Source organism: Crossiella sp. SN42 (assembly GCF_023897065.1).
Lineage (GTDB): Bacteria > Actinomycetota > Actinomycetes > Mycobacteriales > Pseudonocardiaceae > Crossiella.
The window spans coordinates 1-16,073 of record NZ_JAMHIV010000055.1 but is presented as its reverse complement, the minus strand read 5'-3'; the positions used below and the strand labels follow the sequence as shown (position 1 = coordinate 16,073).

The following is a 16,073-nucleotide window of genomic DNA, read 5'->3' as shown; positions in this document are numbered from 1 at the left end:
CACCCGCCCGTGATGCCGGTCACGGCGGCCCTCCGGCGTAGGCTCGGGGCCGTGCAGTGGTTGGCGGACTCCTGGGACGCGGTCGGGCTGTGGCTCGCCCAGCAGTGGTTCCCGTTCCAGTTCTTGCTCGTGATGGCCGTGCTGCTGCCCGTGTGCTGGGCGCTGGCCTGGGGAATCGACCGGGGCGTCGACCAGGTCTCCGCTGGACTCTCCAAGATCCGGGGCCGCAACAGTGACCTCTCGTAAGCGCATCACCCTGGCCCTGGCCGGACTGATCGCCCTGGTGCTCCTCGGCTGGCTCGGCCGCGACCTGCTCGGCGGGAACTCGGCCGCGCCGCCGTCCACTAGCACGGGCTCGGCGGTCTCCACCAGCGCCGGAAAGGCCACCCGCGCCGGCGGGGACGTCACCGAGGCGCTGTCCAAGCTGCCCGCGGAGGCGGCCAAGACCTGGAAGCTGATCCAGAGCAACGGGCCGTTCCCGTACCCGGACCGGGACGGGGTGGAGTTCCAGAACCGGGAGAAGCGGCTGCCCGCGCAGGGCAAGGGCTACTACCGCGAGTACACCGTGCCCACGCCGGGCGAGCGCACCCGCGGCGCGCGGCGGCTGGTGACCGGGTCCGGCAAGGAGCTGTACTACACCGGCGACCACTACGAGACCTTCGTGAAGGTGGACCCGAACCGATGACAGCGGTGGAGCACGTGGTCGACGGCAGCGAGCTGCGCACCAAGCGGGCCGTCCTGCAGGCCTTCGCGCGGGCGCTGTCCTTCCCGGACTACTTCGGCGTCAACCTGGACGCCCTCTACGACTGCCTCACCGACCTGTCCTGGCTGCCGCCCGGCGAGCACCGGCTGCACTGGACGCACGCGGAAGTGTTGCGGCGCAGCGATCCGGCCGCCTTCGCCGGGATCAGCGAGGTGCTCGCGGACGCGGTCGCGGCCAACCCCCGGCTCACCGTCCAGGTCAGCGCCTAGACCAGGCCAGAGCGTCGCCTGCCGCGCAGGTAGGCGCGTAAGAAGTCGGTGCGCAGGTAGGACCACGGGTACCGGTCGGCGTGCCCCCTGGTGGCCTCGAAGTGCGGGCGGGCCAGCTGGTGCTCACCGCACAGCGAGAGCCAGAACGCGACCAGGTTGTGCCCGCTGATCTTGGCCCTGGGGTCCACGCCGTGCGGGTGCTGCCAGCGCGCCACCGCCGCCCGCGCCTGCTCGCGCACGTCGGCGCGGTCGAGGTACCGGCGGCGCGCGCGGCCGGGTAACTCCGCCCACTGCTCGATGTGGCCGCGTAAGACCAGCAGGTTCAGCGCGGAGCCGACCGGCGCGGTGGCCGCGGCCTCGGTGACGAAGGCGATCCTGGCCTCCGGCGGGTGGCCCCACCTGGGCGAGAGCGAGGCGAGCAGCTGCTCGTGGCCGCGCAGGTGCTGCGGGGCCAGCGCGCGCAGCCGGTGCCAGCGCCGCGCGGTCTCCGCCGGACCGAGCCGCTGGCCGCGGGCCAGCTGCACCAGCCACACCCACGGCGTCGGGTCGGCCGGGTCCAGTTCGGCGGCGCGGGCGCACATCACCTCGGCCGAAGGCAGCGCGCTCGGCAAGGTCTCGGCCCGCAGCACCTCCACCGCACCGCGCACGATCCACCCGATCGGGTCGCCCGGTTCGCTGGTCACCCACTCCAGCAGCCACTGCGGCACCGAGGTCCCGTGCCCGGCGCGCACCGTGGCCGCGGCGACCAGCACGGCGTCGGAGCGGTCGTCGGAGTCGTGCGCGCAGGCGATCAGCGCGGCCACCGCGGTCCGGTCCCCGGCGCGGGTCGCGGCGCGGACCGCCTCCAGCTCGGGGCTGCCGTAGGTCAGGCCCTCGCGCGCCTCGGGCAGCGAGCACAACCGCCTGGCGAAGATCTTCGGCACGGAGATCGAGCCTATGGTGTGGAACATGGAGTCGCTGGACCAGATGGAGGCCAATCTCGCCCGGCACGCGAGCCTGTTGCACGACCCGGCGCGGGTGGTGCGGGCCGCGGACCTGTTCTACGCCGACAGCGGCCTGGCCGATGACACCTTCAACATCATCGCCGGGGCCCGGTTCACCGAGGCGACCGCGGACCGCCGGATCGCCGAGACCATCGAGGCGCTGCGCCGCACCGGCCGCCCGTTCTCCTGGTGGGTCGGCCCGGCCTCGACGCCGGGTGACCTGTCCGCGCGGCTGAGCGCGGCCGGGCTGTCCGCCACCGAGTCCGAGACCGCGATGTGGGCCAGCCTGGACGAGCTGGCCGCGCCGCGCGGGGCCGAGGGCCTGGACGTGGTGGTGGCGCGCACGCCGGAACAGCTGGCCGACTACGCCGGGGTGCTGGCCACGCTGTGGGACCCGCCCTCGGCCACGGTCCGCGCCTACTACGCCCAGCCCGTCGCACTGGACCGCGCGGCGAAGTTCCTGGTGGGCTACGCCGACGGGCAGCCGGTGTGCACCGCCGAGGTGACCCTGCACGCCGGGGTCGCCGGGCTCTACAACGTCTGCACCGCGAGCAGCCACCGCCGCCGCGGCTTCGGCGGCGCGATCACCGACGCGGCCCTGCACCTGGCCCGCGACGCCGGCTACCGGACCGCGGTGCTCCAGGCCTCGGCCGAGGGCGAGCCGGTGTACCGGCGGCTGGGCTTCCAGGTCTGCGGGCAGTTCACCGAGCACGCACTGCGGTAGCGACACCAAAGAGGCACCCGGTTTGGCGAGATCCCTGGCGCAGGGCCAGAATCGGCTGGCATGCGACGAATGACCCCGGCCGTGCTGACCGCGGTGGCGATCCTCGGTCTCACGGCGTGCTCGTCCGGCGGGACCGGCTCCCCACAGACCTCCAGCGCGACCAGCAGCGCGGCCCCGGCCCCGCTGGTGTCGGCGACCTTCGCCCCACCGGCGGCCACCGGCGCCCAGCCACCCGCCGTGGTCTACAACACCGAGCTGGTGCCCGCGGGCGCGGCGGGCACGGTCACCGGCGCCTCCGCCGACGGCCGCACCACGGTGACCCTTGACGTCACCGGTCTGCGCCCCAACCGCAAGTACGGCTCGCACGTGCACACCAAGGTGTGCGGCCCGAAGCCCGCGGACTCCGGACCGCACTACCAGGACAAGCTGGACCCGGTGCAGCCCTCGGTGGACCCGGCCTTCGCCAACCCGAAGAACGAGGTCTGGCTGGACTTCGAGACCGACGCCGCGGGCGCGGCCAAGGTCTCGGCCACGGTGGAGTGGAAGTGGCGGCCGAACGAGGCCAACTCGGTGGTGCTGCACATCGACCCCACCAACCACCACGACCACGGCAAGGCGGGCACCGCCGGTGAGCGCCTGGCCTGCCTGACCGCCCCGTTCAAGTCCTAGCCGGTGCGCCCGCGGCCGGGACTCACTCGGCCGCGGGCACCCAGGAGGCCGGGCGCTTCTCGGCGAAGGCGCGGATGCCCTCCTGGCCCTCGGCGCTGGCGAAGTGCGCCGCGGAGAGCTCCAGCATGTCCGCGAAGTCCTCGCCCAGGCCCGCGGCCGGGGGGCGGCGGAGCATGGCCTTGGTGGCGGCCAGCGCGTTCGGGCCGCCCAGGGCGAGCATGTCGGTGTAGCGGCGGACCTCGGTGTCCAGGTCTTCGGCGGCGACCGCGGAGTTGATCAGGCCGATGGCCGCGGCGCGCTGGGCGTCGAACTTCTCGCCGGTGAGGAACAGCTCGTGCGCGGCGCGCGGCAGCAGCCGGGGCAGCACGGTGACCGAGATGACCGCCGGGACCACGCCGATGCGGACCTCGGTGAAGGCGAAGCTGGCCGCGTGGGTGGCCACCGCGATGTCACAGGCGGCCACGATGCCGACGCCACCGGCGCGGGCCGGGCCCGCGACCTTGGCCACCACCGGTTTCGGGCTGGTCCAGATCTGTTCCAGGATCGCCGGGAACTCGTTCACGCCCTGGTCGCCCGCACCGGCGCCGCGGGACTCCTTGAGGTCCATGCCGGAGCAGAACACGGTGCCGGTGTGGCCCAGCACGACCACCCGCACCGCCTCGTCGGCGATGGCGGTGCTCAGGTGCGCGCGCAGCTCGCGGCGGAGCTGGGCGGAGAGGGCGTTGCGGTTGTGCGGGGAGTCGAGGGTGATCTCGGCGATGCCGCGGTCGACCGCGTAGTGGACGAGTTCGTCAGCCATGCACGCACCCTAAACATAAAAGTGACCGCATCGGGGAGACGGGCGGTTCTCCCCGATGCGGTCGGGAACCGGCTGAAAGGAGGCAGTTCAGCCGATCGTCGTGGTGGTCAACGCCGGGTTGGGGCTGGGGTAGCACTTGGTGGGGGCGTCGACCGGGATCCCGAGCGCGACCGCGGTGGCGGTGAAGGTCAGGCCGGGGTTGGCGAAGCTGGAGCCGCCGAGCTTGGTCTCGATGGTGCCGCTGGCGCCTGCGGTGAGCTTGACGGTGATGGTGGGGATCTCGAAGGCCGCGCCGCCGGCGAGCGCCGCGCTCAGCTTGACCTCCAGGTTGTTGCCGACCTTGGTGATCGTCGGCGTGCCCACGCCGGAGCCGCCGGAGAGGGTGGCCGAGACGTAGGTGGAGTTCGCCGGCACCGGGACGGTCAGCAGGAAGTTCTTGATCTCGCGCAGGGTGTAGTTGCCGACCTTGTCCGGCACCTTGTTCGGCGCGGGGTCGAACACCGCGGTGACCTCGCCGCCGGGGGCGACGGTGGCCGGTGCGGTGGCGGTCAGGTCCTGGCTGAAGGTGGCGTCAACCGGACCGAGTGGACTGCTGGCCTGACAGGCGAAGTTCACCGCGGCCGCAGGGGTGGCCACGGCGGGACCGGCAAGGGTGAGCAGGGGGGCGACGACCGCGGTCGCGGCTAGCAACAGTCGAGCGGTGGAGCGTCGTGCAGGGGCCATATCCCACCTCGCTGTAGAAAATTCCTCCCGACACGGCGGCGGCAGAGGTGATTCTCACACGACGATCATTCTGTTGTTAACCCACTAAAGTCGTGAGGTTGCGCCGTTCGGCCGCACACGCCTCGGCATAGCGGTGCAGCACCAGCTCGGCCACCTCGGGGTCGTCCCCGAGCGGCCGCGCCACTACGGTGTCCAGCCCCGAAGCCCGCGCCGCGGCGATCACCCGGTCCGGCAGCAGGCCGGGGGCCAGGAACCAGGAGGCCAGCGCGATCCGTTGCGCGCCAAGGGCTTTCAGTCGCTCGACCACGGTGGCGACCTCCGGTTGCGCGCTGGCCGCGAAGGCGGCCTCCACCCCGGCCCAGCCCGCGTTCATCGACCAGCGGCGGGCCAGCGCGCGCACGGTGGCGTTGGCCGGTTCGTGCGAGGAGCCCGCCCCGGCCAGCACCACGCCGAGCTCCCGGTCGCCGGGCGCCGCGCCGGCCTCGGCCAGCCTGCGCAGCGCGGCCGACTCCAGCCGGGGGTCCGGGCCGAGCACGTCGGCGATCCGCACCGACAGCCTGGGCAGCCGGGTGACCACCTCGGACACCGCGCCGGGCAGGTCCACCTTGGCGTGGTAGGCCCGGCCCAGCAGCAGCGGGGCCACCACCACCTCGCGATGGCCCTGCTCGTACAGGCCGGTCAGCACCTCGCCCAGGCGCGGCGCGGACAACTCCAGGAAGGCCGAGCGCACGTCCAGGCCGGGGGCCAGCGCGCGGACCACGGTGAGCAGCTCGTGCACGGTGGCCGCCGAACGCGGGTCGCGGCTGCCGTGCGCCACCGCGACCAGCGGGATCCCGTGGTCCATCACACCGCCGTGGCCAGGCCGCGGGCGCGCAGCACCACGCGCTCCAAGGGACGGAAGAACAGCAGCTCCACGCCGATGCCGACCAGCAGGATCAACAGGATCGCCGCGATCACCAGCGACATGTCGGTGAGCTGGCGGCCCTCCTCCAGCATCTGCCCGAGGCCGATGCCCAGGTCCGGCGAGCGGGCGATGATCTCCGCGGCCATCAGCGAACGCCAGGAGAACGCCCAGCCCTGCTTGAGCCCGGCCAGGTAGCCGGGCAGCGCGGCGGGCAGCAGCACGTGCCGGGCGGACTGCAACCGGCCCGCGCCCAGCACCGTGCCCACCCGCAGCAGCAGCGGCGGCACCTGGTCGATCCCGGCGACCAGGCCGTTGGCGATGGAGGGCACCGCGCCCAGCAGCACCACGGCGTAGATCATCGAGTCGTTGAGGCCCAGCCACAGCAGCGCGGCCGGCACCCAGGCCACCGAGGGCAGGCTCTGCAACCCGCTCAGCAACGGCCCGATCGCCGCGCGCACCAACGAGATCCGGGCCACCACCAGGCCCAGCGGGGTGCCGATGGCCACCGCGGCCAGGAAGCCCAGCACCGCGCGGTGGGTGGAGACCCACAGCGTCTCCCAGGCCTGGCCGTCCAGCATCCGCTCCCACAGCACCCCGGCCACGGTGAGCGGGGCGGGCAGCTTGTACTCCGGCTCGATCGCCGAGGCCCACAACACCTGCCACACCACCAGGATCAGCGCCAGCGCCACCAGCGGCGGCAGCACCGTGCGGGCGAACCGGAGCCAGCCGCCGCGGGAGCGGGCAGTCGTCGGCGCGTCGAGGGCGTCCAGCCCGGCTTCCAGCGCGGCCAGGTCCTCGCCGGATTTGGCCTCAGGAACGGCCATGGCTGGAGATCACCTCCCGGAGGTGGCCGGTGATCTCCTCGGTCAGCTTGCCGGTGTCCTGTTCGTTGATCGCCCACTCGCGCACCACCCGGCCCGGCCGGGAGGACAGCAGCACCACCCGCTGGCCGAGCCGGACCGCCTCGCGCACGTCGTGGGTGACGAAGAGCACCGCGGTGCCGGTGCGCTCCCAGATCCGGCGCAGCTCGCCCTGCAGCGCGTCCCTGGTGATCGCGTCCAGCGCGGCGAAGGGCTCGTCCATGAGCAGCAACGGGTTGCCGCCCTCGGCCTCGTCCAGGGTGGTGGCCAGCGCGCGGGCCAGCGCGACCCGCTGGCGCATGCCGCCGGAGAGCTCGTGCGGGCGCTTGCGGCCGACCTCGGCCAGCCGCACCAGGTCCAGCAGCTTGGTCGCGGTGGCCGCGCGCTCGGCCCGGCCCAGGCCGCGCAGCCGCAGCGGCAGCTCGACGTTGCGGGCCGCGGTGAGCCAGGGCATCAGCGCGGGCTCCTGGAAGACCACCGCGGGCCGTCCACTGTGGACGGACACGGTGCCCGCGGTCGGCTTGTCCAGGCCGGCCACCAGGTTGAGCAGGGTGGACTTGCCGCAGCCGGAGGCGCCGAGCAGGCAGACGAACTCGCCCGGCCGCACGGTCAGCTCGACCCCGTCCAGGGCCACCACGGTGTTCGCGCCGCGGCCGAAGGACTTGGTCACGTTGTCCAGGTGCACCACCGCCTCGGCGAGGTGGCCGGACGGGCGAAGGTGTTCCAGAGTCGCGGTCATGACCGTGCCCTCACTTTCCGTCAAGTCCGGATGCGTCAGCGGTGGGCAGCCCGGCGGCCCGTAGCGCCTCGTTCAGCGCGGTCAGGTCGACGAGTCCCTTGAGGTCGAACTCCTGCTTGGCCACCCCGGCGGCCACGGCGTCCTTGGACAGCTTGGGGAAGGTGCTCGCGGCCGGGTCGGTGCTGAAGGCGATCTGGCTGAACGAGCGCTCCAGCACCGGTTCCGGCAGCGGCTTGCCCGCGTACCTGCCCAGCGCGGCGTTGACCGTCTTCTTGGCCTCGGCCGGGCTGTCGTTGAGGAACTTGGTCGCGGCAACATGTCCACGTAACAGTGCCCGCACCGTCGCCGGGTGCTTCTGCGCGAACTCGGTGCGCACGATCAGCACCGTGGTGGGGAACTTGCCGCCCGGCCACAGGTCCCGCTCGTCCACCAGCACCTTGCCGCCTGCCTCCAGCACCAGGCGGGAGGCCCAGGGCTCGGGCAGCCAGCCGCCGTCGAGCTGGCCGGTGCGGAAGGCGTCGAAGGTCTGCGGGTTCTCCGTGTTGGCGATCTTGACGTCCTTGCCGCCGGTGGTCTCCACCTTCAGCCCCTGCTGGGCCAGGTAGGCCCGCAGCGCCACGTCCTGGGTGCCGCCCAGCTGCGGGGTGGCGATGGTCTTGTCCTTGAGCTGTTGCGGGCCGGTGATCTCCTTGCGCACCACCAGCTGCGCGCCGCCGGTGGCCGCGCCCGCGATCAACCGGATCGCCTTGCCGTTGGACTTGGTGAAGGCGTTGATGGTCGGGTTGGGCCCGATGAAGGTCGCGTCCAGCGACCCGGCCAGCAGCGCCTCCACCGCCGAGGGTCCGGCGTTGAACGCCTGGGTGCTGAGCTTGGTGCCGCCCAGCTCCTTGGCGATGAACTTGCGGTCCTCGTCGATGCCGACCAGGGCCGGGGCGTGCGTGACGTTGGGGAAGAAGCCGAGTCGCAGTTCCGCCGCCGGTCCGGAGTCGCTCGCCTGGGCGGTCGACTCGGCGGCCCTGGTGCAGCCGCTCACCGCGGCGACCAGCGCGGTGGCGGCGAGCACTGCGGGCAGGACGCGATGGCGGCGTCGCGGGGTGCGCACGGGATTCCTCCTGGGAGACAAGGCAGAGATGGCTAGGGGCCGGGGGAGACGAGGGCTCGGTCGTCGGCGGTCGCGTCGCCGAGTCCGGCGTCCTCGTGGACATCCGGGATGGGCAGGGGGGCGCCGATGAGGCCGGCGGCCAGGGTGCCGCCGTCGTTCGGGTCGATCACCAGGAAGGACCCGGTGCGCCTGCTGCTGGTGTACTCGTCGACCGGGAGCGGCTCCGCGGTGCGGATGAGCACCCGGCCGATCTGGTTGAGCTCCAGCGAGTCCGGCGTGTCCACAGTGGACAGGCGCTGTTCGTCGAAGCGGTCGGACAGCTCGGTGACGATGGCGGGGACGGTGCGGGTGCCGTGTTTGATCAGGACCCTGGCGTTGGCGCGCAACGGTTTCTCCGCCAGCCAGCAGACGGTGGCGTTGAGCTCGTCGCTGACTGAGGGAGAGTGTTCCGCACTGGCGATCAGGTCGCCACGGGAGATGTCCAAATCGTTGTCCAGCAACAGGGTCACCGACTGCCCGGCCCCCGCTTCGGTGAGTTCGCCGTCCGCGGTGTCGATGCGCACCACGGTGCTGCGCAGCCCGGCGGGCAGCACCACGACCTCATCGCCCGGCCGCACCACCCCGGCCGCCACCTGGCCCGCGTAGCCCCGGTAGTCGGGGTACTCGGGCGTGCGCGGCCGGATCACGTACTGCACCGGGAAGCGGAACGGCGCGTCGTGCGGATCCGGTTGCACCGGCACGGTTTCCAGGTGCTCCAGCAGGGTCGGTCCGGTGTACCAGGGGGTGCGCTCGGAGCGGTCCACCACGTTGTCGCCGACCAGCGCGGAGACCGGCACGGACAGCACCGACTCCTCGGGATAGCCCAACGCGTTGGCGTGCGCCAGGAACTCCTTGGCGATCAGCCCGAACTTGGCCTCGTCGTAGTCGATGAGGTCGATCTTGTTGACCGCCAGCACCAGCTGCGGCACGCCGAGCATGGCCAGCACGGCCGCGTGCCGCCTGGTCTGCTCGATCACGCCCTTGCGCGCGTCCACCAGCAGGATGGCCAGCTGCGCGGTGGACGCGCCGGTGACCGTGTTGCGGGTGTACTGCACGTGTCCGGGGGTGTCGGCGAGCACGTAGCTGCGCCGGGGGGTGGCGAAGTAGCGGTAGGCCACGTCGATGGTGATGCCCTGCTCGCGTTCCGAGCGCAGGCCGTCCACCAGCAGGGACAGGTCCGGTGTGGACAGCCCGCGGTCGACGCTGGCCCGCTGCACTGCTTCCAGCTGGTCGGCGAGCACGGACTTGGTGTCGTACAACAGGCGGCCGACCAGCGTGGACTTGCCGTCGTCGACGGATCCGGCGGTGGCCAGCCTCAGCAGGTCGGTCATCAGAAGTAACCCTCTCGCTTCCGGTCTTCCATGGCCGCTTCGCTGAGCCGGTCGTCGGCGCGGGTGGCGCCGCGTTCGGTGAGCCGGGAGGCGGAGACCTCGGCGATCACCGCGGCGAGGTCGCTCGCCTGCGACTCCACCGCCCCGGTGCACGAGCCGTCGCCGACCGTGCGGTACCGGATGGTCTTGTGCAGCACGGTCTCGCCCGGCTGTGGGCCGCCCCACGGGCCTTCGGTGAGCCACATGCCGTCGCGCAGGTAGACATCGCGCTGGTGCGCGAAGTAGATCGAGGGCAGCTCGATGTGCTCCCGCTCGATGTAGCGCCAGATGTCCAGCTCGGTCCAGTTGGACAGCGGGAACACCCGGACGTGCTCGCCCGGCCGGTGCCGTCCGTTGTAGAGGTTCCACAGCTCGGGCCGCTGCCGCTTGGGCTCCCACTGACCGAAGGCGTTGCGCAGGCTGAAGATGCGCTCCTTGGCGCGGGCGCGTTCCTCGTCCCGGCGGCCGCCGCCGAAGACCGCGTCGAACTTGTGCGCGGTGATGGAGTCCAGCAGCGGCACGGTCTGCAGCGGGTTGCGGGTGCCGTCCGGGCGTTCCTGCAGGCGGCCGTCGTCGATCCAGTCCTGCACGTGCGCGACCTCCAGCCGCAGCCCGTGCCGGGCGACGAGCTCGTCCCGGAAGGTGATGACCTCCTCGAAGTTGTGGCCGGTGTCCACGTGCAGCAGGGTGAACGGCACCGGCGCCGGCCAGAAGGCCTTGAGCGCCAGGTGCACCAGCACCGTGGAGTCCTTGCCGCCGGAGAACAGGATCACCGGCCGGTCGAACTCCCCGGCCACCTCCCGGAAGATGTGGATCGCTTCGGACTCCAGGGCAGTCAAGTTGTCCTGGGCCGGTCGCAGCGTGCTCGTCATTCCCCCCGCCCTCACCCGTGCAGTCCGCACTCGGTCTTGGCCTTGCCCGCCCAGCGACCGCTGCGCGGGTCCGCGCCCGGCAACGGCTTGGCCGTGCAGGGTGCGCAGCCGATGGACGGATATCCCGCGCCCACCAACGGGTTCTCCAGGATGCCGTGCTCGGCGATGTAGGCGTTGAACTCCTCGTCGGTCCAGGCCGCGATCGGGTTGATCTTGACCAGCCCGTTGCGCTCGTCCCAGCCCACGATCGGCGTGTTCGCCCGCGTCGGCGCGTCCACCCTGCGCACGCCGGTGACCCAGGCGTCGTAGCGGGACAGCGTGCGCCGCAGCGGGATCACCTTGCGCATCGCGCAGCAGCGGTCGGCCGCGCGCTCGAACAGGTTCGGCCCGTGCTCGGCGTCCTGCTCGGCCACGGTCAGGTCCGGCAGCGCGTTGACGATGTTCACGGGGTACACCGTGGCAACCGCGTCTCGGGTGCCGATGGTCTCCGGGAAGTGGTACCCGGTCTCCAGGAACAGCACGTCGAAACCGCTGGTGACCTTGGCCGCCAGGTCGATCAGCACCGCGTCCTGCATGTTCGAGGCCAGGATCCAGCGCTCCAGCGGGAAGGTCTCCGCGACCCAGGTCAGCGCCTCGGTCGCGGTGGCCTCGGCCAGTTCCTGACCGGCCCGCTCGGCGAGGGCCTGGAGATCGGTCGTGGTGCTCACCGGGTCACCTCCACCGGGCGTCGCAGGCCGGCGAACTTCAGCGAGAACACCCGCTGGCAGGCGGTGCAGCCCCACGCGCCGTGCGGCTCCTCCTCCGGTCGCAGGTCCTCGTCCCCGCAGTAGGGGCAGTAGAACGGCGTCGCTCGTTCGCTCATCGCAGATCGGCCTCCTCGGCGCGGGCCGCCCACTGGGCGAACCGCTCTCCCTCGGTGCGCTGGGCCACGAAGTTGCGCGCGACCCGCGCCACGTACTCACCCAGCTCGGCCGCGGTCACCTTGTGCCCGCGCAGTTTCCGGCCGAAGCCTGCGTCCAGGCCGAGCCCGCCGCCCAGGTGCACCTGGTAGCCCTCGACCTGCTGGCCCTCGCCGTTGGTCACGATCTGGCCCTTGAGCCCGATGTCCGCGGTCTGGATCCGGGCGCAGGAGTTGGGGCAGCCGTTGATGTGCACGCTGATCGCCGCCTCGGCCAGGGTGTCCTGGACGTCGGCGAGCTGCCGCTCCAGCTCCTCGACCAGGCGCGCGGCGCGGGCCTTGGTCTCCACGATGGCCAGCTTGCAGAACTCGATGCCGGTGCAGGCCATGGTGGTGCGCCGCCACGGCGAGGGCTTGGCGTGCAGGCCCAGCGCGGCCAGCTCGTCCACCAGACTGTCCACTTCGGACTCTGCCACGTCCAGCACGACCAGCTTCTGCTGCGCGGTCAGCCGGATCCGGCGGGACCCGGCCCGCTCCACCGCCTTGGCCACGTCCAGCAGGATCGAGCCGGACACCCGCCCGGCGACCGGCGCGACCCCGATGTAGAACTTGCCGTCCTTCTGCCGGTGCACGCCCACGTGGTCGATCGGCGCGGTGGCTTCGGGCGCGACCCCGTCGAGCAGCTTCCGCTTGAGGTACTCGGTCTCCAGCACCTCGCGGAACTTCTCCACGCCCCAGTCGGCGACCAGGAACTTGATCCGCGCCCGGTGCCGCAGCCGCCGGTAGCCGTAGTCGCGGAAGACGCTGATCACGCCTTCCCAGACATCGGGCACCTCGTTCAGGGGCACCCACACGCCGAGCCGCTTGGCCAGCATCGGGTTGGTGGACAGGCCGCCGCCGACGAACAGGTCGAAGCCGGGCCCGTGCTCGGGGTGGTCGACGCCGACGAAGGAGATGTCGTTGACCTCGTGCGCCACGTCCTGCAACCCGGAGATGGCGCTCTTGAACTTGCGTGGCAGGTTCGAGTAGGCCGGGTCGCCGATGTAGCGCTTGACGATCTCCTGGATGGCCGGGGTGCCGTCGATGACCTCATCGGCGGAGATCCCGGCGACCGGCGAGCCGAGCACCACCCGCGGGCTGTCCCCGCAGGCCTCGGTGGTGCTCAGGCCGACCGCCTCGATCTTCTCCCAGATCGTGGGCACGTCCTCGATCTGGATCCAGTGGTACTGGATGTTCTGCCGGTCGGTGATGTCGGCGGTGTCGCGGGCGTAGGTCTGGGAGATCTCGCCCAGCACCCGCAGCTGCTCGGTGCTCAGCGCGCCACCGTCGACGCGCACCCGCAGCATGAAGTACTCGTCGTCGAGCTCCTCCGGTTCCAGCACGGCCGTGCGGCCGCCGTCGATACCGGGCTTGCGCTGGGTGTAGAGGCCGTACCAGCGGAAACGTCCGCGAAGGTCGGCCGGGTCAATGGAGTCGAAGCCACCGCGGGCGTAGATGTTCTCGATCCGGGCCCGCACGTTGAGCGGGTTGTCGTCCTTCTTCGAGCGCTCGTTCGGGTTCAGCGGCTCGCGGTAGCCCAGCGCCCACTGCCCTTCGCCGCGGCGCTGTTTCACGGCCCGCGCCGGGGGAGAGGTTGGGGGGACCATGGTCCGACCTCCGGGATTCGAGGCGGCCGTGCGCACCGTCGAAGCCCCAGGGTTCACATGGTGGGATGGGGATCTTCAGCCGGGACGCCCGTCGCCGGCTGGCAAAGAGAAATGCAGCGGCCGACTAGACGTACCGTCGGCAGAGCGCGCTGGAGACACGCAGGTAGTCCACGTGGCGGCGGGCCACGAGGAACAGGCGTCGTCCAGGCGAGGTCACGACGACCAGCGTGCCACGCGTCCCGGGATGGGTCTACCGCCATCCGCATAGTGGGATGGTGAGACGGATTGAGAGACTGCTGCTATGCCTTCCGTACTTCCCGACGGCGACCCGGCGCCCCAGGACGGCGCGCTGCCCGCCACCGCCCTGACCGGCCTCGGCACCCGACCGTTCGGGCTGTACGTGCACGTGCCGTTCTGCGCGACCCGCTGCGGCTACTGCGACTTCAACACCTACACCCCCGGTGAGCTGGGCAGCTCCGCCTCCCCGCAGTCCTGGCTGACCGGGCTGCGCCAGGAGCTGGAGCTGGCCGCCCGGGTGCTGGGCAGCCCACCGGCCGCGGACACCGTCTTCGTCGGCGGCGGCACCCCGTCCCTGCTCGGCGCGGACGGCCTGGCCGCGGTGCTCGGCGCGGTCCGGGACACCTTCGGCCTGGCCCCCGGCGCCGAGGTGACCACCGAGTCCAACCCGGAGTCCACCTCCCCGGAGTTCTTCGCCGGCATCCTGGCCGCCGGCTACACCAGGGTCTCCCTCGGCATGCAGTCCGCCGCCCCGCACGTGCTCCAGATCCTGGACCGCACGCACACACCCGGCCGCGCCCGCGCCGCGGCGAAGGAAGCCAGGGCCGCCGGGTTCGAGCACGTGAACCTGGACCTGATCTACGGCACCCCCGGCGAACGCCCGCAGGACCTGGCCGAGTCCCTGGACGTGGTCCTGGCCGGCGGCGTCGACCACGTCTCGGCGTACGCGCTGATCGTCGAGGAGGGCACCGCGCTGGCCCGCCGGATCAACCGGGGCGAGCTGCCCAGCCCGGACGACGACGTGCTGGCCGAACGCTACGAACAGGTCGACCAGACCCTCCAGCGGGCCGGTCTGACCTGGTACGAGGTCTCCAACTGGGCCACCGACGAGGCCGCCCGCTGCCGCCACAACCTGGGCTACTGGCTCGGCGGCGACTGGTGGGGCGCGGGACCGGGCGCGCACAGCCACGTCGGCGGGGTGCGCTGGTGGAACGTCAAGCACCCCAGCCGCTACGCCGCCCTGCTCGCCGAGGGCCGTTCACCGGCGGCGGGCCGGGAGACGCTGACCGCGCAGGACCGGGACGTGGAGCGCATCCTGCTGGAGCTGCGGCTGGTCGAGGGCCTGCCGGTGACGGTGCTGGACGAGGCGGGCCGCCGCGAGGCGCGGGTGGCCGCCGCGGACGGCCTGCTCGACCCGGCCAGCCTGGCCGATGGGCGCTGCGTGCTCACCGACCAGGGCCGCCTGCTGGCCGACGCGGTGGTCCGGCGACTGGTGCCGTGAGCTGGCGTCGCCCCAAGTTTTAAAGTAGTTTGCAGCTATGACCACAAGCGCGCCGGAGGTCAACTTCTCGGACCTCTCCAACAAGCCGGTCGACACCGTGCGCAAGCTGCAGGAGTCGCCGAGCCGGTCGGTGCGCGTCCACCGCAGGGGCGATGAGGAAGACCTGGTGCTGGTCACCGCCAGCCGGGCCGCCGAGGTGCGGGAGGTCGTCTCCACCACCACTGCCCTGTTCGTCGCGCTCATGCAGCACAGCGCCGAGGTCAGGGACCTGGTCACCGAGGTGATGCCGACCGCCTTCCCGTGGGTGCGCTTCCTGCCGAGGGAGGACGTGCGGGCCTTCGTGGTCGAGCTGGTCGACATCCTGGAAGCGGCGAACTCCCTCGGCAATCCCGCCCCGGTGGTCCAGCTGATCACCGAATGGCGGCACACCGCCGAGGTGCACGCCGACCCCGAACTGCTGGCCACCCTGCGCAAGGACGGAGAGGACCTGGGCGAAGTCCCGGCACCGGAGGCGACGCGGGCGTGAGTCCGAAGAAAGGCGATCCGGTCGCACCCCCGGCGATCGGCGCGGAGTGGCAGATCCGGTTCAGCACCACCGAGGCGGTCAAGGGCTGGCAGGACCTGGAGAACACCGCCCCCGGCAACCTGCGCAAGGCCTGGGAGACGATGCGCGCGGAACCCGGTCCGGGACCGGGCAAGCCGACCAGCAGGCACCACCAGCTCCGCCGCTCGCTGGCCACCGGCAGCCACGGCGGCCGCACCCTGCCGCAGTGGCAGATCGAGGTCACCGGCGGCGGCCGGATCTGGTACCTGCTCGACGAGGACCGGCACACCGTCTGGGTGCAGGCGGCCGGCACCGGGCACCCCAAGGCTACTGACTAACCCAGCGCCAGCACCCGGACGTGGATGAAGTTGCGCTGCTGGAGCGCCGCCCGCACCGCCCGGTGCAGCCCGTCCTCCAGGAACATCTCCCCGCGCCACTGGACCGCGTGGGCGAACAGGTCGCCGAAGAAGGTGGAGTCGGAGCTGAGCAGGCGGTCCAGCTCCAGCACCTTCTTCGTGGTCACCAGCTCGTCCAGCCGGACCGGCCGGGGCGGGATCTTCGCCCACTCCCTGGTACTCAGCCCGTGGTCCGGGTACGGCCGCCCGTCCCGGACGTCCTTGAAGATCACCCCGGCCTCCCTGCCGCCACTCGCGCGTAGCACCCCACACCAGACCCTAGGGCGTGTCCGCCGAGCCTCGCACGCGACCGCC

22 protein-coding genes are annotated in these 16,073 nt (G+C 72.1%); 8 read left to right on the top strand and 14 right to left on the bottom strand.

From position 1 onward, the window contains the following. Positions 1–51 precede the first annotated feature (51 nt). Genes M8C13_RS41675 through M8C13_RS41665 form a run of 3 tightly spaced genes read left to right on the top strand, consistent with a single transcriptional unit; the run spans position 52 to position 972 of the window. Positions 52–246 carry a hypothetical protein gene (locus M8C13_RS41675; RefSeq protein WP_252486361.1) on the top strand — a complete coding sequence of 65 codons (195 nt, stop codon included), beginning with the start codon at positions 52–54 and terminating at the stop codon, positions 244–246. After that, positions 233–685: a ribonuclease domain-containing protein gene (locus M8C13_RS41670; RefSeq protein WP_252486360.1), complete on the top strand. Its 453-nt coding sequence runs from the start codon at positions 233–235 to the stop codon at positions 683–685. The genes M8C13_RS41675 and M8C13_RS41670 overlap by 14 nt, the downstream gene beginning before the upstream one ends. Next, positions 682–972: a barstar family protein gene (locus tag M8C13_RS41665; RefSeq protein WP_252486359.1), complete on the top strand. Its 291-nt coding sequence runs from the start codon at positions 682–684 to the stop codon at positions 970–972. The genes M8C13_RS41670 and M8C13_RS41665 overlap by 4 nt, the downstream gene beginning before the upstream one ends. Here the strand turns inward: M8C13_RS41665 and M8C13_RS41660 are convergent. After that, positions 969–1,895, bottom strand: a complete 927-nt coding sequence (locus tag M8C13_RS41660; RefSeq protein WP_252486358.1) for a hypothetical protein — start codon at positions 1,893–1,895, stop codon at positions 969–971. The genes M8C13_RS41665 and M8C13_RS41660 overlap by 4 nt on opposite strands. A gap of 25 nt (positions 1,896–1,920) precedes the next feature. Here M8C13_RS41660 and M8C13_RS41655 point away from each other — a divergent pair, with 25 nt between their 5' ends. After that, a complete protein-coding gene (locus M8C13_RS41655; protein WP_252486357.1) occupies positions 1,921–2,679 on the top strand; it encodes a GNAT family N-acetyltransferase in 759 nt (252 codons plus the stop codon). Positions 2,680–2,739: 60 nt separating this feature from the next. Further along, a complete protein-coding gene (locus M8C13_RS41650) occupies positions 2,740–3,348 on the top strand; it encodes a superoxide dismutase family protein (protein WP_252486356.1) in 609 nt (202 codons plus the stop codon). Positions 3,349–3,370: 22 nt separating this feature from the next. On the opposite strand, the gene M8C13_RS41645 is transcribed toward M8C13_RS41650, so the two are convergent. From M8C13_RS41645 to M8C13_RS45920, 12 genes are all read right to left on the bottom strand, one after another. Next, entirely contained in the window at positions 3,371–4,147 is a 777-nt protein-coding gene (locus tag M8C13_RS41645) for an enoyl-CoA hydratase family protein (RefSeq protein ID WP_252486355.1), read from the bottom strand. An 87-nt stretch (positions 4,148–4,234) separates the two neighbouring features. After that, positions 4,235–4,870, bottom strand: coding sequence for a cyclase (locus M8C13_RS41640; RefSeq protein WP_252486354.1), 636 nt, complete (start codon positions 4,868–4,870; stop codon positions 4,235–4,237). A gap of 76 nt (positions 4,871–4,946) precedes the next feature. Beyond that, the gene (locus tag M8C13_RS41635; RefSeq protein WP_252486353.1) at positions 4,947–5,714 is read right to left on the bottom strand and encodes a sirohydrochlorin chelatase; all 768 of its coding nucleotides are present in this window, start codon (positions 5,712–5,714) and stop codon (positions 4,947–4,949) included. Further along, complete coding sequence (locus M8C13_RS41630) at positions 5,714–6,598, bottom strand: ABC transporter permease (RefSeq protein ID WP_252486352.1); 885 nt, start codon at positions 6,596–6,598, stop codon at positions 5,714–5,716. Before M8C13_RS41630 ends, M8C13_RS41635 begins: the two co-directional genes overlap by 1 nt. After that, the gene (locus M8C13_RS41625; protein WP_252486351.1) at positions 6,585–7,373 is read right to left on the bottom strand and encodes an ABC transporter ATP-binding protein; all 789 of its coding nucleotides are present in this window, start codon (positions 7,371–7,373) and stop codon (positions 6,585–6,587) included. The genes M8C13_RS41630 and M8C13_RS41625 overlap by 14 nt, the downstream gene beginning before the upstream one ends. Before the next feature lie 10 nt (positions 7,374–7,383). Further along, positions 7,384–8,475 (bottom strand): ABC transporter substrate-binding protein, encoded by a 1,092-nt coding sequence (locus M8C13_RS41620; protein WP_252486350.1) that lies wholly within the window; start codon positions 8,473–8,475, stop codon positions 7,384–7,386. Between the two features lie 32 nt (positions 8,476–8,507). Further along, positions 8,508–9,845, bottom strand: coding sequence for a sulfate adenylyltransferase subunit 1 (locus M8C13_RS41615; RefSeq protein ID WP_252486349.1), 1,338 nt, complete (start codon positions 9,843–9,845; stop codon positions 8,508–8,510). After that, positions 9,845–10,756, bottom strand: a complete 912-nt coding sequence (gene cysD / locus M8C13_RS41610; protein WP_252486348.1) for a sulfate adenylyltransferase subunit CysD — start codon at positions 10,754–10,756, stop codon at positions 9,845–9,847. The genes M8C13_RS41615 and cysD overlap by 1 nt, the downstream gene beginning before the upstream one ends. 11 nt (positions 10,757–10,767) lie before the next feature. After that, entirely contained in the window at positions 10,768–11,463 is a 696-nt protein-coding gene (locus M8C13_RS41605; protein ID WP_252486347.1) for a phosphoadenylyl-sulfate reductase, read from the bottom strand. After that, positions 11,460–11,618 carry an Insertion element protein gene (locus M8C13_RS41600; RefSeq protein WP_252486346.1) on the bottom strand — a complete coding sequence of 53 codons (159 nt, stop codon included), beginning with the start codon at positions 11,616–11,618 and terminating at the stop codon, positions 11,460–11,462. Before M8C13_RS41600 ends, M8C13_RS41605 begins: the two co-directional genes overlap by 4 nt. Next, the gene (locus M8C13_RS41595; RefSeq protein ID WP_252486345.1) at positions 11,615–13,300 is read right to left on the bottom strand and encodes a nitrite/sulfite reductase; all 1,686 of its coding nucleotides are present in this window, start codon (positions 13,298–13,300) and stop codon (positions 11,615–11,617) included. Before M8C13_RS41595 ends, M8C13_RS41600 begins: the two co-directional genes overlap by 4 nt. A 124-nt stretch (positions 13,301–13,424) precedes the next feature. After that, positions 13,425–13,517 (bottom strand): putative leader peptide, encoded by a 93-nt coding sequence (locus M8C13_RS45920; protein ID WP_349497452.1) that lies wholly within the window; start codon positions 13,515–13,517, stop codon positions 13,425–13,427. Positions 13,518–13,601: 84 nt separating this feature from the next. Between M8C13_RS45920 and hemW the strand changes: the two genes are divergently transcribed. The 3 genes from hemW to M8C13_RS41580 are packed head-to-tail and all read left to right on the top strand — an operon-like array spanning position 13,602 to position 15,701. Then, positions 13,602–14,819: a radical SAM family heme chaperone HemW gene (gene hemW, locus M8C13_RS41590; protein ID WP_252486344.1), complete on the top strand. Its 1,218-nt coding sequence runs from the start codon at positions 13,602–13,604 to the stop codon at positions 14,817–14,819. 37 nt (positions 14,820–14,856) lie between these two features. After that, positions 14,857–15,345 carry a hypothetical protein gene (locus tag M8C13_RS41585; RefSeq protein WP_252486343.1) on the top strand — a complete coding sequence of 163 codons (489 nt, stop codon included), beginning with the start codon at positions 14,857–14,859 and terminating at the stop codon, positions 15,343–15,345. After that, positions 15,342–15,701, top strand: coding sequence for a hypothetical protein (locus tag M8C13_RS41580; RefSeq protein WP_252486342.1), 360 nt, complete (start codon positions 15,342–15,344; stop codon positions 15,699–15,701). Before M8C13_RS41585 ends, M8C13_RS41580 begins: the two co-directional genes overlap by 4 nt. Here M8C13_RS41580 and M8C13_RS41575 read toward each other — a convergent pair. Further along, a complete protein-coding gene (locus M8C13_RS41575; RefSeq protein WP_247759489.1) occupies positions 15,698–15,991 on the bottom strand; it encodes a type II toxin-antitoxin system VapB family antitoxin in 294 nt (97 codons plus the stop codon). The two genes, M8C13_RS41580 and M8C13_RS41575, sit on opposite strands and share 4 nt — an antisense overlap. Positions 15,992–16,073 lie beyond the last annotated feature (82 nt).

Excerpts from the sequence above, each read along its gene's own strand:
- M8C13_RS41665 (WP_252486359.1), top strand. The coding sequence starts at position 682 with ATGACAGCGGTGGAGCACGTGGTCGACGGCAGCGAGCTGCGCACCAAG.
- M8C13_RS41655 (WP_252486357.1), top strand. The coding sequence starts at position 1,921 with ATGGAGTCGCTGGACCAGATGGAGGCCAATCTCGCCCGGCACGCGAGC.
- M8C13_RS41650 (WP_252486356.1), top strand. The coding sequence starts at position 2,740 with ATGCGACGAATGACCCCGGCCGTGCTGACCGCGGTGGCGATCCTCGGT.
- M8C13_RS41645 (WP_252486355.1), bottom strand. The coding sequence starts at position 4,147 with ATGGCTGACGAACTCGTCCACTACGCGGTCGACCGCGGCATCGCCGAG.
- M8C13_RS41640 (WP_252486354.1), bottom strand. The coding sequence starts at position 4,870 with ATGGCCCCTGCACGACGCTCCACCGCTCGACTGTTGCTAGCCGCGACC.
- M8C13_RS41635 (WP_252486353.1), bottom strand. The coding sequence starts at position 5,714 with ATGGACCACGGGATCCCGCTGGTCGCGGTGGCGCACGGCAGCCGCGAC.
- M8C13_RS41630 (WP_252486352.1), bottom strand. The coding sequence starts at position 6,598 with ATGGCCGTTCCTGAGGCCAAATCCGGCGAGGACCTGGCCGCGCTGGAA.
- M8C13_RS41625 (WP_252486351.1), bottom strand. The coding sequence starts at position 7,373 with ATGACCGCGACTCTGGAACACCTTCGCCCGTCCGGCCACCTCGCCGAG.
- M8C13_RS41615 (WP_252486349.1), bottom strand. The coding sequence starts at position 9,845 with ATGACCGACCTGCTGAGGCTGGCCACCGCCGGATCCGTCGACGACGGC.
- cysD (WP_252486348.1), bottom strand. The coding sequence starts at position 10,756 with ATGACGAGCACGCTGCGACCGGCCCAGGACAACTTGACTGCCCTGGAG.
- M8C13_RS41600 (WP_252486346.1), bottom strand. The coding sequence starts at position 11,618 with ATGAGCGAACGAGCGACGCCGTTCTACTGCCCCTACTGCGGGGACGAG.
- M8C13_RS41595 (WP_252486345.1), bottom strand. The coding sequence starts at position 13,300 with ATGGTCCCCCCAACCTCTCCCCCGGCGCGGGCCGTGAAACAGCGCCGC.
- hemW (WP_252486344.1), top strand. The coding sequence starts at position 13,602 with ATGCCTTCCGTACTTCCCGACGGCGACCCGGCGCCCCAGGACGGCGCG.
- M8C13_RS41585 (WP_252486343.1), top strand. The coding sequence starts at position 14,857 with ATGACCACAAGCGCGCCGGAGGTCAACTTCTCGGACCTCTCCAACAAG.